Source organism: Pseudomonas sp. LB1P83 (assembly GCF_054897885.1).
Map to the genome: position 1 here is coordinate 4,193,205 of NZ_CM142709.1, position 14,536 is coordinate 4,207,740.

The 14,536-nt window shown below is 58.4% G+C and carries 12 protein-coding genes and 1 pseudogene; 10 read left to right on the forward strand and 3 right to left on the reverse strand.

Going from position 1 to position 14,536, the window contains the following annotated elements:
- Complete coding sequence (locus tag ACYZTY_RS19190) at positions 1-1,209, reverse strand: ammonium transporter (RefSeq protein ID WP_461955038.1); 1,209 nt, start codon at positions 1,207-1,209, stop codon at positions 1-3.
- On the opposite strand from ACYZTY_RS19190, the gene ACYZTY_RS19195 reads away from it, so the two are divergent.
- The 10 genes and pseudogenes from ACYZTY_RS19195 to ACYZTY_RS19240 all read left to right on the forward strand — a co-directional run bounded on the left by ACYZTY_RS19195 (position 1,208) and on the right by ACYZTY_RS19240 (position 13,015).
- The gene (locus ACYZTY_RS19195; RefSeq protein WP_461955039.1) at positions 1,208-1,426 is read left to right on the forward strand and encodes a hypothetical protein; all 219 of its coding nucleotides are present in this window, start codon (positions 1,208-1,210) and stop codon (positions 1,424-1,426) included. The two genes, ACYZTY_RS19190 and ACYZTY_RS19195, sit on opposite strands and share 2 nt — an antisense overlap.
- Positions 1,427-1,515: 89 nt before the next feature.
- Positions 1,516-1,830: an ElaB/YgaM/YqjD family protein gene (locus tag ACYZTY_RS19200; protein ID WP_090186370.1), complete on the forward strand. Its 315-nt coding sequence runs from the start codon at positions 1,516-1,518 to the stop codon at positions 1,828-1,830.
- Between the two features lies 1 nt (position 1,831).
- The gene (locus ACYZTY_RS19205) at positions 1,832-2,221 is read left to right on the forward strand and encodes a phage holin family protein (RefSeq protein ID WP_461955040.1); all 390 of its coding nucleotides are present in this window, start codon (positions 1,832-1,834) and stop codon (positions 2,219-2,221) included.
- Positions 2,218-2,559: a hypothetical protein gene (locus ACYZTY_RS19210; RefSeq protein WP_461955041.1), complete on the forward strand. Its 342-nt coding sequence runs from the start codon at positions 2,218-2,220 to the stop codon at positions 2,557-2,559. Before ACYZTY_RS19205 ends, ACYZTY_RS19210 begins: the two co-directional genes overlap by 4 nt.
- Positions 2,560-2,684: 125 nt before the next feature.
- Positions 2,685-3,848 carry an EAL domain-containing protein gene (locus tag ACYZTY_RS19215; RefSeq protein ID WP_461955042.1) on the forward strand — a complete coding sequence of 388 codons (1,164 nt, stop codon included), beginning with the start codon at positions 2,685-2,687 and terminating at the stop codon, positions 3,846-3,848.
- A 67-nt stretch (positions 3,849-3,915) separates the two neighbouring features.
- The gene (locus ACYZTY_RS19220) at positions 3,916-5,247 is read left to right on the forward strand and encodes a deoxyguanosinetriphosphate triphosphohydrolase (protein ID WP_461955043.1); all 1,332 of its coding nucleotides are present in this window, start codon (positions 3,916-3,918) and stop codon (positions 5,245-5,247) included.
- A gap of 146 nt (positions 5,248-5,393) precedes the next feature.
- Positions 5,394-5,480 (forward strand): annotated as a pseudogene (locus ACYZTY_RS19225) (response regulator); the annotation flags it as partial.
- A gap of 257 nt (positions 5,481-5,737) precedes the next feature.
- On the forward strand, positions 5,738-6,364 hold the full coding sequence (locus ACYZTY_RS19230; protein WP_094468347.1) for a response regulator transcription factor: 627 nt from the start codon (positions 5,738-5,740) through the stop codon (positions 6,362-6,364).
- 8 nt (positions 6,365-6,372) lie between these two features.
- Entirely contained in the window at positions 6,373-10,017 is a 3,645-nt protein-coding gene (locus ACYZTY_RS19235; protein WP_461955044.1) for a transporter substrate-binding domain-containing protein, read from the forward strand.
- A gap of 49 nt (positions 10,018-10,066) precedes the next feature.
- Complete coding sequence (locus tag ACYZTY_RS19240) at positions 10,067-13,015, forward strand: HD domain-containing phosphohydrolase (RefSeq protein ID WP_461955045.1); 2,949 nt, start codon at positions 10,067-10,069, stop codon at positions 13,013-13,015.
- On the opposite strand, the gene ACYZTY_RS19245 is transcribed toward ACYZTY_RS19240, so the two are convergent.
- Positions 13,016-13,498 carry a GAF domain-containing protein gene (locus tag ACYZTY_RS19245; protein ID WP_461955046.1) on the reverse strand — a complete coding sequence of 161 codons (483 nt, stop codon included), beginning with the start codon at positions 13,496-13,498 and terminating at the stop codon, positions 13,016-13,018.
- Positions 13,495-14,385: an ATP-binding protein gene (locus ACYZTY_RS19250; protein ID WP_461955047.1), complete on the reverse strand. Its 891-nt coding sequence runs from the start codon at positions 14,383-14,385 to the stop codon at positions 13,495-13,497. Before ACYZTY_RS19250 ends, ACYZTY_RS19245 begins: the two co-directional genes overlap by 4 nt.
- Positions 14,386-14,536 lie beyond the last annotated feature (151 nt).

Sequence of the window (14,536 nt, forward strand, 5' to 3'; positions counted from 1 at the left end):
TCAGTCCTGGCTCACGGCGCCGATCTTGTGCACCGACAAGTCCGCGCCGTAATACTCTTCTTCCTGACTCAGGCGCAGGCCATGCAACGCCTTGATCACGCCATACACCACAAAACCGCCGAGCAGCGCCACGATCACCCCCAAAGAGGTGCCGATCACCTGGCTGATCAGGCTCACCCCGCCCAAACCACCCAATGCGCTCTGGCCGAAGATGCCGCAGGCGATTCCACCCCAGACACCGCACAAACCATGCAACGGCCAGACACCCAGCACATCGTCGATGCGCCATTTGACCTGAGCCGCGGTGAAGCACCAGACAAACAATGTCCCGGCGATCACACCCGTGATCAGCGCGCCCACCGGGTGCATCAGGTCGGAACCGGCACAGATTGCCACCAACCCGGCCAGCGGGCCGTTATGCAGAAACCCCGGGTCATTGCGCCCGACAATCAGCGCCGCCACGGTGCCGCCGACCATGGCCATCAGCGAGTTCACCGCCACCAATCCGCTGACGCCTTGCAGCGTTTGTGCGCTCATGACGTTGAAGCCGAACCAGCCGACAATCAGGATCCACGAACCCAATGCCAGGAAGGGAATGCTCGACGGTGCAAAGGCCACCAGTCGCCCTTCGCGATAGCGCCCTTGCCTTGGCCCGAGCAACAACACCGCCGCGAGCGCCAGCCATCCGCCCATGGCGTGCACCACGACGGAGCCTGCGAAGTCATGGAAGCTGGCGCCAAAACGCTCCAGCAACCAGGCTTGCAGCCCGAAGTTTCCGTTCCAGATCATGCCTTCAAAGAACGGATAAATGAACGCAACGATCAGCGCCGTCGCACACAACTGCGGGACGAACCGGGCGCGCTCGGCAATGCCTCCGGAAATGATCGCGGGAATCGCCGCAGCAAAGGTCAGCAGAAAGAAAAACTTCACCAGCCCGTAGCCGTGATCGGCGTTGATCACCGCCGCCGGTTGCATGAAGGTGACCCCGTAGGAAATCCAATAGCCTATAAAGAAGTAAGCCAGGGTCGAAATCGCGAAGTCGCTGAGGATCTTCGACAAGGCATTGACCTGGTTTTTTTGTCGAACCGTGCCGACTTCAAGAAAGGCGAAACCGGCGTGCATGGCCAGAACCATGACTGCACCGATAAGGATGAACAACGTATTGGAGCTATGGACCAGACTGTCCACAGCGCTTTGCAGATTTTCCATGGAGTTGGCAGACCTGAAGGCTAAAAAAAGCACCAAAGAGGTTCGCGCATCCCGTTTACGCACCAAGTTGCGGCCCATCAGGATCAACGCGTTGATACCGATGAACCGCTTTGGCGCACAAGGCCGGAACCTTCACGCGAGTTATGATTGTTTGTATCAGGGTTTTCCTGAAATCATGCCCGGCAACAGCGCAACGGCGCGGGCTGATGCACCATGACGTAGCAAAAGTTGTACCAGTCATTTGTACTGAACCTTCACACTGGGCTCATACTCGAACGCTTCAGAAGCCACTTACGGAGATCACCAATGGCCAGCATCAAAGCAAAGACTGCTCAAGAAATCCTGATGAACGACTTTCAGACGTTGGTCAGCGACACCGAACGGTTGCTGGAACACACCGCAACCCTGGCTGGCGATCAGGCCGATGAGCTGCGCAGCCAGATCCACGAAAGTCTGCTGCGTGCACGCGAAACCCTGAAGCTCACGGAAGATTCCCTGCGTGAACGCGGCCAGGCTGCCGTTACCGCTGCCGAAGACTATGTCCAGACCAATCCATGGCAATCGGTCGGAATCGCGGCGGGCGTCGGCTTTCTGATTGGCCTGCTGGCCACTCGGCGCTGATATGTCTATCGGTGAATCCAGCTCGTCCGCGACGGGCACAAGCTCTTCATCGCGGCGCCTGGGTGCCGCTTTTCTTGGACTGTTGCACAGTCATGTCGAACTGTTCGGCATCGAGTTGCAGGAACAAAAAGCGCGCACCGTAAGCCTGTTGCTGTTTGCAGGCCTGGCGCTGGTCTTTGCCTTGCTGTTGCTGGTGGGATTGTCGACGCTGGTGCTGATCCTTTTTTGGGACACCTACCGCCTGCCAGCGATCATCGGGCTCTGCGTGTTCTACTCCCTGGCTGCAGTATTCTGTGCCATGCGCCTGAAGGCGGCGATTTTCGATGAGTCCTCGCCCTTCCACGGCACCCTGGAAGAGTTGGCCAACGATAGGGAGCGCCTGCTGCCATGAGCCTGCCTGAACTGCCCCATAACAGCTCGCGCACTGAAATGCGCAAGGCGCTGATACGCCTGCGCATGGAAATGCATCGCCAGGAAATTCGTCACGAGTCCGCGCAACTGCTGCAACCCTTGCAGCGAGTACGCGGGATGACACAAAACCTGCACGATGGCTTCGGCATCAAGCACGCCCCGCTCTGGGGCGTGGCGGCCGTGACGCTGCTCGGTTTTCTGACCGGTAAAGGCGCCAAGACCGGTGGTGCCAGCAGCCTGACCCGGCTGGTTCGCCTAGGCACCACGCTGGGGCCCTTGATCAAGCTGGTCCTGCAGGGTTCCTCGCGCAAAGACTGAATAGCCGCTATCTGGCTGCATTCTTGCAATACACCGGGATTAACCTCTTTATCGAGAGGTTCAATCCCGCGTGCCTATCCGGCGACCGGGTTAATCCAAAAACAAGACCTTACTAAGGAGGCCTCGTGATCGACGGGCAACCGCTCGCCTGCTTTCAGCCGTTTATCGATACCGCCACGGGTCGTATTGCGGGGGTGGAAGCGCTGGGTCGTCTGCGCCAGGCCGACGGTCAACTGGCCTCGGTGGGACCGCTGTTCGCCGACCCGCGAACGCCCGCCATCGCCCTTCGTCGTCTTGATCGCCAGATTCGCGACAATGCCCTGAGCCGCCTGCATGAAGCGCCTACGGACTGGTTTCTGAGCCTGAACATCTCGCCGCGCTGGATTAACCGCTTACGGCCGGACCAGGCTCTGCCGAGCCTCAAGCAATTGAGCCGGCACAACGTCGACCCGAAACGCATCGTTTTCGAGATCACCGAACTGGGAGGCGACATCCAGCGCCTGGCCGACGTCGTGGCGCGCTACCGACAGGCCGGGGCACGGATCGCCATCGATGATTTCGGTGCCGGCTACTCGCAACTCGATCGTGTGCTGGCCCTGCAACCGGACATTCTCAAGCTCGATATGCGACTGTTCCAGGCCGCGGCATTGGGCGGCCCCAGTAGCGATGTGGTGAAAGCTCTGGCGCAAATGGCCGAGAAAACCGGCTGCTGGATCATCGCCGAAGGGGTGGAAACCGACGCTCAACTCAATTTCGCCCTGGAGTGCGGTTCACGTTACGTGCAGGGGTTTCTGTTCGCCCGGGCGCAGGTGGACTTCTTTGCCACCGACGCCTTTGTCGAACGTTTCGCGCAACTGCGCCAGCGTTATGTTCAGCAGAAACTGGGCGAACGCGGTCGACTGATGATCATGCGCCAGCAACTCTGCGAACTGATGACCATCCTGCAAGCCTGGGCCCTGGCCCGTGCGCCACTGAGCGCCTTGCCACAACTGCAAGCATTTCCCTGGCTGCTGCGTTTCTATCAGTGCGACCGTCACGGCACCCAGTTGACGCCCAATCTGGAATGGCGCAACAACGGCTGGGAGGCCGATAACCGCTACCTGGGCCATAACTGGTCGTGGCGACCGTACTTTTATCACTTGCTGGCCGAGGGCTGGGAAGAGCGGCGCCTGACACTGTCCACGACCTACCGCGATGCCACCAGCAATCAGTATTGCCTCACCGCCGGGCAATTTTTCGACAACGGCGAGCGACTGCTGCTCATCGACATCGATGCCGCCGGGCTCTAGTTCCGCTTGCAGGCGCAGGCACGAACCCGGAAGCTAGAGGCTCAGTCACCTGACGGAGAGTCCAGCCTTGGATTGGCAAACCCTGCTTACCCGCGAACGCCTCGGAAAGCCTCTGCACAGCCCGGAAGAACTCGGCCGCAGCCCTTTTCACAAAGACCATGACCGCATCATTTTCTCGGGTGCTTTCCGCCGCCTCGGGCGCAAGACTCAGGTTCATCCGGTGTCCAGCAATGATCACATCCATACGCGCCTGACCCACTCGCTGGAAGTCAGCTGCGTGGGTCGGTCGTTGGGCATGCGCGTCGGTGAGACCATTCGCAGCGCCCTGCCCGATTGGTGCGAACCGAGCGACCTGGGGATGGTGGTGCAATCGGCTTGCCTGGCCCATGACATCGGCAACCCGCCCTTCGGGCATTCCGGCGAAGACGCAATCCGTCACTGGTTCCAGCAGGCTGCAGGCCGTGGCTGGCTAGACGCAATGAGCGAAGCCGAACGCAATGACTTCCTGAACTTCGAAGGCAACGCCCAAGGCTTCCGGGTGCTCACACAGCTTGAGTACCATCAGTTCGACGGCGGCACTCGGCTGACCTACGCCACGCTGGGCACCTATTTGAAATACCCGTGGACGGCAAAGCACGCCGATTCATTGGGCTACAAGAAACACAAGTTCGGCTGCTATCAGAGCGAACTCCCGCTACTGGAGCAGATCGCGCTTAAACTCGGCCTGCCGCAACTGGAGGACCAGCGCTGGGCGCGCCATCCGCTGGTGTACCTGATGGAGGCTGCGGACGACATCTGTTACGCGCTGATCGATCTGGAAGATGGTCTGGAAATGGAGTTGCTGGAGTACGCCGAAGTCGAGTCCTTGCTGCTCGACCTTGTGGGCGATGACCTTCCGGAAACCTATCGCCAGCTGGGCCCGCTGGATTCGCGTCGGCGAAAACTGGCGATCCTGCGGGGCAAGGCCATCGAGCACCTGACCAACGCCGCCGCCCGGGCTTTCGTCGAGCAACAGGACTCGCTGCTGGCCGGCACACTGCCCGGTGATCTGGTCGAGCACATGCATGGTCCGGCCAAGCGCTGCGTCTTGAATGCCAAAGACATGGCGCGCAAAAAGATCTTCCAGGACAAGCGCAAGACGCTGCACGAAATCGGTGCTTACACCACTCTCGAAATCCTGCTCAACGCGTTCTGCGGCGCGGCACTGGAACAACACAACGGTCGAACACCGTCCTTCAAGAGCCGGCGCATTCTCGACCTGCTGGGCAACAATGCGCCCGATCCTCACGGCCCTCTGCACACCTCGTTCCTGAGAATGATCGACTTCATCGCCGGCATGACCGACAGCTACGCCAGTCAAATGGCATTGGAAATGACCGGTCGTTCAAGCCACGGATGAGCCTGCATCGATCAGCCGCGTCAGGGTCGCCTGACGGCTGATCGATTTTCTGCGCATTTTTCATTTCAATCCCGGCGTCAACAGAATCGCCCTACACCCATCGATTGAAACTTCTGATCGCGAAATAATCTGAAAAAATGACCGGCAAACACAGACTGCCCTTGTTGGGCTACTTGATCAAACCCCTGAAACAATCGGACTTTAGAAACGTGTTGACCTTGGCTTCATTATAAAAATACCGCAACAATCACACACTAGAACCAAACATTTAAAACACAAGTAAAACGCTATCAACCCATCTGTCCGATGACTCGGACACACCTACAATACTTCCATACGTCCTCATGCAAAACCTAGTTGATCCGTAGTCCGATTCTTCTTCCGCCGTAGGAATTGTCCGATATTGCCACTACAGGCCCGTCAGTTCATGTCCACTTCAACTATCTGAGCTAAGGTGCCCGCTTTATTTGAGCGCGTATGGGATTTGATTATGAACTCCGTTTTTATTGTCGACGATCACCCTGTCATCCGTCTTGCCGTCCGAATGTTGCTCGAACATGAGGGTTACAAAGTCGTCGGCGAAACTGATAATGGGGTCGACGCCATGCAGATGGTTCGTGAGTGCATGCCCGACCTGGTCATTCTCGACATCAGCATCCCCAAACTGGATGGACTCGAAGTTCTCTCCCGTTTCAACGCAATGAGTACACCCCTCAAAACACTGGTATTAACGGCCCAGTGCCCGACACTTTTTGGTATCCGTTGCATGCAGTCGGGGGCATCAGGTTATGTATGCAAACAGGAAGACCTTAGTGAACTGGTGAGCGCAATCAAGGCAGTACTATCAGGTTACAACTATTTCCCCAGCCAGGCTTTGAATCCTGTTCGTGCCGATGACGAGCGATACGCCGACCTGGAATTGTTCAAGTCAGTCAACGACCGCGAGCTGATGGTATTGCAACTTTTTGCCCAGGGCCGGACTAACAAGGAAATTGCCAAGGGCATGTTTCTGAGCAACAAGACTGTCAGCACCTATAAGAAACGCCTCATGCAAAAACTCAAAGCCAAGTCACTCGTTGAACTCATTGATATGGCAAAACGCAACGCGTTAGTGTGAGAGACCGGATGCCCAGTCGTATAAAGGATTATCTGATACTGCTGACCGCGGGTTTATGCCTGAGCACCTCAGTGCACGCGGCACAGGCTGCGAGTGAGCATTACACTCTGCTCAGTCGTTCAATGACCGGACACATGGAAGTCCAGCTGGATAAATCGCAACAACAATGGCTTAACAACAAGCGTGAACTGATTCTGGGCACCTCTGCCCCTGACTATCCTCCTTTCGACCTGACCATCAGCGGCCACGACTACGAAGGCTTCACCGCTGATTACGCGGGTATCCTGGGCAAGGCCACCGGTTTGCCAGTCAAGGTGCAGCGCTACCCTTCCCGGGGAGACGCGATCGAGGCATTGGAAAAAGGCGAGGTCGACATGCTCGGTAGCGCCAATGGTTTTGAAGCCCGCAATGCCGACATTGTACTGTCCACACCCTATGCCGTGGATCAACCGGTTCTGGTGACACGAGAAGGAGAAACCAGGTCCCTGAGCGATGGCCTCGCCGGGCTGCGGCTGAGCATGGTCTATCACTATTTACCGCTGGACGAAGTCAAGGCCCTGTACCCGAAAGCGATCATCACTTCCTACCCCTCCTACCAGAATGCAATCAATGCGGTGGCTTTCGACCAGGCCGATGTTTTTCTTGGCGACACCATTTCCACCCATTACATGATCAACAAGGGGTATCTGAACAACATCCGCATGGCCAACTTCGGTAAACACGAAGCCCACGGTTTCAGCTTTGCCGTGCCTAGGGACAACCCGGATCTGCTCGGGATCATAAACGCAATCCTCAAAGCGACCCCTGGCAGTGAGCGAGAAAACATTGCCAAACGCTGGAGTGCGGGCAGTGACATGCTTCTCACCGATCAGAAACTGCAACTCACCGACCGCGAAGAACGCTGGCTGGCGCAACATCCAGTCGTGCGCGTCGTGGTCAACGAGGCATTGGCACCGCTGACTTTTTTCGACAGCAACGGCAACTTTCGGGGCATCTCCGCCGACTTGCTCGAGCTGATCAGATTGCGCACCGGTTTGCGCTTCGAAATCCATCGCAGCCGCAACGATGACGAGATGATCGAGCAGGTCAACAGCCATCAGGCCGACCTGATCGCCGCTCTGCTCCCAAGCGCGCAACGTGAAACGATGCTGAACTTCAGCCGCCCTTATCTGGAAAACTCCGTTGTCCTGCTGACTCGCAAAGCGGCTGGCAGCCCGTCAAACCTGACGCAACTGAAGGACCAGCGCCTGGCCATCGCCCAAGGCAATCCGATAGTGGATTACCTGCGCCGCGAGTTCCCGCGAATCCATCTGATCGAAACGCCGGATACTTTCAGTGCGGTGGAACTGCTCGCCGAGGGTCAGGCTGAAGGCGCGGTGAGCTCATTGGTGATCGCCAACTATTTCATCTCATCGCGAATTTTCGAACACACACTTCAAATCAGCACCACCATCGGCACCCGGCAAGCAGCGTTCTCCCTGGCGACCGGGCGCGACGCCAAAGAGCTGGGTTCGATCCTCGACAAAGCACTGCTGAGCATCGCGCCGGAAGAACTGGGCATTATCAACAGCCGCTGGCGCGGCTACTCGTCTGCCTCGCAAAGTACCTGGCGCAACTTTCACCGGGTGTTCTATCAGATCGTTCTCGGTATCGGCGTGTTGCTGCTGATTTCCGTGACCTGGAACGCGTACATGCGTCGCCAGATCAATCAGCGGCTGGCCGCCGAGCTCGCCCTGAACGACCAGCTCGAATTCATGCGATCACTGGTCAACGGAACGCCTCATCCCATCTACGTGCGTGATCGCCAGGGCTTGCTGCAAAGCTGCAATGACAGCTACTTGGCGACCTTCTGCGCCAGACGCGAAGACGTAGTGGGAAAAAACGTCATGCAGGGCAGCATGAGCAACTCATTTGAAGCGCAGGAATACCAAGCGGATTACCAACGCGTCGTGGCCGAAGGTGTGCCGTTGATTCTCGACCGGCCATTGCATATCGGCGACCGCTCGCTGACGATTTATCATTGGATACTTCCCTACCGGGACTCCAGCGGGGAAGTACAAGGCATCATTGGTGGCTGGATCGACATCAGCGAGCGCCGACAACTGTTCGATGACCTGCGTGCCGCGAAAGAGCGTGCGGATGAAGCCAACCGTACCAAAAGCAGCTTTCTGGCCACCATGAGTCACGAAATCCGCACCCCGATGAACGCAATCATCGGCATGCTCGAACTGACCCTCAAGCGCATCGATCACAGCCATCCGGATCGCCCGGCCATTGACGTGGCCTACCACTCGGCGAAAGACCTGCTGAACCTGATCGGGGACATTCTTGATATTGCGCGAATTGAATCCGGACGCCTGAGCCTGAGCCCGGAACGCGTCAACCTGAGAGAAACCGTGGCGTCGGTGATGCGGATCTTCGACGGACTGGCACGCCAGAAAAATCTTCGCCTGCGGCTGGACTTCAACCCTGGCGAACCACCCACCGACGTTCTGCTGGACCCGATGCGCTTCAAGCAGGTGCTGTCCAATCTGGTGAGCAACGCCATCAAGTTCACCGAACAGGGTCAGGTCCGGATTGTGGTCGAGCTGCATCCGACCGACGAACCCGACCGCGTGCTGCTGCAGTTGCAGGTTCAGGACAGCGGGGTCGGGATCAGTGAGCAGGATCAACGGCGTTTGTTTGAGCCTTTTGCCCAGGCCGACAATGCCGGTCAGTCCGTCGGAGGCGGTGCGGGACTGGGCCTGGTGATCAGCCGCAGCCTGTGCGAGATGATGGGCGGCAGCCTGCAATTGAGCAGCCAGGCCGGTATCGGCACCCAGGTTCAGGTCTCGCTGAACCTTGCAACGCTGCCCCCGGAGCGGGTGACGAAAACCGTTGAACCGTATATCCAGACAACCACGGTTACGCTGAATGTCCTAGTGGTCGACGACCATCCCGCCAATCGCTTGCTCATGTGCCAGCAACTGGAGTTCCTGGGACATCGCTCCAGCGCCGCACCGGATGGCGAAGCAGGGTTGAAGGCCTGGAAGGACGAGCTGTTCGACCTGGTGATTGTCGATTGCAACATGCCGATCATGGATGGATACGAATTGGCTCGCACCATTCGCCATCACGAACAGCAAACCCGGTGCCAGCCTTGTACCGTGCTGGGGTTCACCGCCAATGCACAGCCAGAAGAAATCCAACGCTGCAAACTCGCCGGAATGGACGACTGCCTGTTCAAACCCCTCAGCCTGACAGCCTTGAGTCAATGGATTGGAGGCGTTGCGCCGATGGTCCGCGCCCCGGCCTTCAGCCTTGCAGGGCTGCACCTGTTAACGGGTGGCAACCCGACACTGGACCACCGGTTGTTGTCCGAACTGCTGAACAGTAACCGTCTGGACCGGCAAGAATTGCTGGCGTTGTCCCCCTCAAAAGACCGGCAGTCTTTCATCGACGTTGCCCACAAAATCAAGGGTGCTGCGCGAATTGTCCAGGCTTGTCGATTGATCGACAGCTGCGAGGCGCTCGAAAACGCCTGTCATGAGGTGTTCCACCCTGACGAAGTCGTCAATTGCACCAAGGCCATGGAGCGCGCCATGCTCGAACTGGAGCAGGCATTGCAACAACAGATAGGCCAAAACGACAAAAGCAGAATGATGGAGCCTTAACTATGCTTGGACGCTGAGCAGTGAGTTAAACATCATGGAGAGACCCGCAATGCCCAGCCCACTGCGCCCGGATCAACGCCGGTTTCCCCTGCACATCCATATCAGTGTGATGTTCACCTTCCTGTTATTGCTGACCGGCGTGGTGCTCGGCATCTTCAATTATGGACAAACCACGCAGATCATTCTGTCCAGCAGTGAAAAGCTATTCGACCGCATTGAGCAGGATGTCCGCCTGGACCTGCAAGGCACCTATGAGCCGATTCGCCATCTGCTAAGCCTGCTGGCGGACTACCCGGCGACCCGGGCACCGGATCTGGAACAGCGACTGGCATTGCTTCAGCCCTTCAGCCAGTCGCTCAAGGACAACCCCAACCTCGCATCGTTGTACCTGGGCTACGGCAATGGCGACTTTTTCATGGTTCGCCCGCTGCGGACCACAGCCCTGAGAACAGCCCTGAAAGCCCCGGACACGGCGGCGTTTCAAGTCTGGAGCATCGAGCGCAATGTCAGCAGTGGTCAACTGCGCTCCCAATCCTTGTTTTTTGATCAGTCCCTGACACTCATCAACCGTCAGGACAATCTCGACGAAGCCTACGATCCCCGTACCCGCGCCTGGTTCACCAGCGCGCTCGGCGACGTGGACCAGATCACCACCGAACCTTACGTTTTTTTCTCCACCCACAACGTCGGCACCACCCTGGCCAGACGCAGCGGTGAACAGGCGGTGATGGGTGCCGACCTGACATTGGTGGAATTGTCGGCCACCCTGGCCAAACATGTGGTAACGCCCCATACCGAAATCGTGCTGTTCGATGCCCAAGGCAATGCGGTCGCTTACCCCGACAGCAGCAAACTGATCATCGACGACCAGACCGCTCGCCTGAACAAGGCGGCCGACCTGAGCCCCGGCCTCGGAGCCCTGCTCACCCGTCCTCCCGCCGGTAATCGTCTGGATGCCGCCGGTCGTCAATGGATCGTGGCGCGCAGCAGCATGACGGAGGGCGGACCACAGGGCTTGCAATTGGCGTTGCTGGTGCCAGAGGACGAATTGCTCGCCGATGCCTACCGCATGCGTTGGCAAGGCGCGTTGATTACCCTGGCGACATTGCTGCTGTGCCTGCCCGTGGGATGGTTGACTTCAAGAGTCCTGGTCAAGCCGCTGCGCGCGCTGGTTCAGGAAGCCGATGCTGTTCGCAGTTTCAATTTCAACGTTCCGATCGGCCGTCGTTCGCCGGTGCTTGAAATTGATCAACTGAGCGTGTCGATGGCGCGGATGAAGGACACCCTTGGGAGTTTTTTCCAGATCACCGATAGCCTGAGCGCCGAGACCCGCTTCGCACCGTTGCTGCAGCGAGTGTTGTTTGAAACCGTGAAGATCGGGCAAGCCCAGGCCGGGCTGATTTACCTGCGCGAACGTGACAGCGATCGCATGGAGCCCCAGGGCCTGGTCATCAATGGTACGTCAAAGACGTTGCCGTCGTTCGATGTTCAAGGACACGAACTCCAGGACCCGCAGAGCCCTGAGTGGCTGCAGCAGCTGTCGAGTACCGACAATGTCGTCATCAATCTGGGGTTCGAACAGGCGGGGGATTTGCAGAAGGTGATGCTCGCGCTGGAATGCCCCCGGGTTCACCTGATCGGCATCCGCTTACACAATCGGCACAACGAAACCGTGGGCCTGTTGATCCTGCTGTTGACCGACAGCGGCGCACAGAGCGACCTGGAAAAGCTTCGCCCGGACCGCATCGCGTTTCTCCAGGCTGTTTCCGGCGCAGCCGCCGTGAGCATTGAGAGCCAGCGCCTGCAAGCCAAACAGAAACAACTGCTGGACGCCTTCATTCAACTGCTGGCCGGTGCAATCGATGCCAAGAGCCCCTATACCGGCGGTCACTGCCAACGAGTGCCGGAGCTGACCCTGATGCTTGCCCAGGCCGCTGCCGCCAGTCAGGCTCCGGCCTTCAGCGACTACCAACCCACCGAGGATGAGTGGGAAGCACTGCACATTGCGGCCTGGCTGCACGACTGCGGAAAGGTCACGACGCCTGAATATGTAGTCGACAAAGCCACCAAGCTTGAGACCCTGAACGACCGCATCCATGAAATCCGCACCCGTTTCGAGGTTCTCAAGCGCGATGCCTGGATCAACTATTGGCAGGCCATCGCCCTGGGCGGTGACGAGCAGCACCTGGCCCAATTGCGCAATGCCAACCTGGCTGGTCTGGATGATGATTTCGCCTTCGTCGCCCGCTGCAATCTGGGTGCAGAGACCATGGCCGAGGCCGATCTGCAACGTCTGCGCAGCATTGCCCAACGCAGCTGGACCCGAACCCTGGACGATCGACTCGGCGTGTCCTGGGAGGAAAACCGCCGTCAGGCACGAACCTCGGCGCCGACCTTGCCAATCAACGAACCGCTGTTGGCGGACAAGCCCGAGCACCTGTTCGAACGCGCCGAAAGCGAGCTGATCCCGGAAGACAACCCCTGGGGTTTCAAACTCGATTTGCCGCACTACAAGTACAACCGGGGCGAACTCTACAACTTGAGCATTGCCCGAGGCACGCTGACCCGCGAGGAGCGTTACATCATCAATCATCACATGGTGCAGACGATCCTGATGCTCAGCCATTTGCCCTTCCCCGGCCACCTCAACAACGTCGCAGAAATCGCCGGTGGTCATCACGAGAAAATGGACGGCACCGGTTACCCAAAACAGTTGAAACGCGAAGAAATGAGCCTGCCGGCACGAATGATGGCAATTGCCGATATTTTCGAGGCGCTGACCGCCGCCGATCGCCCCTACAAGAAGGCTAAATCCTTGAGCGAAGCGCTGGGCATCATGGCCACCATGTGCCGTGACGCCCATATCGATCCGGAGTTGTTCGGCCTGTTCATCAACGCCGGAATCTATTTGCAGTACGCCGACCGATTCCTCGATCCACGACAGATCGATACAGTCGACCCGTCAAGCCTGCTGGCCAAGGCCGGCTTGAGGGCGTGATCAGCAATCGGTCAGACGCAGGAAAATCGCCGCCAGTTGCTCGATACCGGCTTGATCGTCAGCGGTAAACCGCGCCAGGCTCGGACTGTCGAGGTCCAGCACACCGATCAGGCGGCCGTCCTTGACCAGCGGCACAACCAGCTCGCTGTTCGATGCGCTGTCGCAAGCAATGTGCCCGGGGAACGCGTGAACGTCTTCGACAAGCTGGGTCTGCAAGGTCGCCGCCGCCGTCCCGCACACGCCGCGACCGAACGGAATACGTACACAGGCGATTTGCCCCTGAAACGGGCCCAGCACCAGTTCTTCGTTGCGATTGAGGTAGAAACCGGCCCAGTTCAGGTCGTCGAGCTGGCTGTACAGGAACGCCGAAAACTGTGCGGCGTTGGCGATAAAGTCACGCTCGTCCGCCAGTAACGACTCCAGCTGCGCCCATAACATGCCGTAACCGTCCAGGCCTTGGCCGCTCTTGTGTAAATCGATCATGCTTTGTGCTCCAACAGCTTCAGCCCCACCCAATAACGGGCAAATTGATACGCGCAGCGTCCATTGCGATTGCCCCGGCCGGTAGCCCAGCGCACGGCGAGGATGTCCAGTTCTTCGTTACGCTGCCACTCAAGGCCGGATTTTTCGGCCAATTGACCGATCCAGTGCTCGACGACGTTAAGGAAGTGCTCTTGAGTAAACGGATAGAACGACAGCCACAATCCAAAACGGTCCGACAGCGCGATTTTGTCTTCCACCGCCTCGCTGGGATGCAGTTCGCCATCGACCCTTTTCCAGTTTTCGTTATCGCTTTCCTTCTCCGGCACCAGGTGGCGACGGTTGGAGGTGGCGTAGAGCAAAACGTTATCCGGAGCCTGTTCCAGAGAACCGTCGAGCACGCTCTTGAGCACGCGATAATCGCCTTCGCCCGACTCAAACGACAAGTCATCGCAGAACAGCACAAAACGCTGAGGCAGCTTGGCGATCTGTTCGACTACGCGCGGCAGGTCCGCCAGGTGATCGCGCTCGATCTCGATCAGCCGCAAGCCGGCCTTGGCGTGCTCGGCCAGCAATGCACGCACCAGCGACGATTTGCCGGTGCCGCGCGCGCCCCAGAGCAGTGCGTGGTTGGCGGGCATGCCGTCGAGGAACTGCTGGGTATTGCGCCCCAGTTGCTCCACTTGCCGGTCGACACCGATCAGGTCGGACAACCGCGTGTCGAGGCTGACGTGCAGCGGCAGCAGAAAACCGCTGCGGCCCTCGCGTTGCCAGCGCGCAGCCAGGCATTGCGTCCAGTCGATGGCTTGCCGATGTGCAGGCAAGAGCGGTTCGATACGGGCCAGGACGGCATCGGCGCGTTCAAGAAAAGCATTCAATCGGGAATCCACGTCTTCTCCTCGGGCACGTTCACAGTGATGATGGCATTACAGCGACGTAACACAGCGTTCGGTAACCTGTTCATCCCTTGTTGCACAAGGGCTCGCGAGAACATCGGTATCCATGCATGATCGACTATGCTTGAGCAGCGAAGGGAAACGG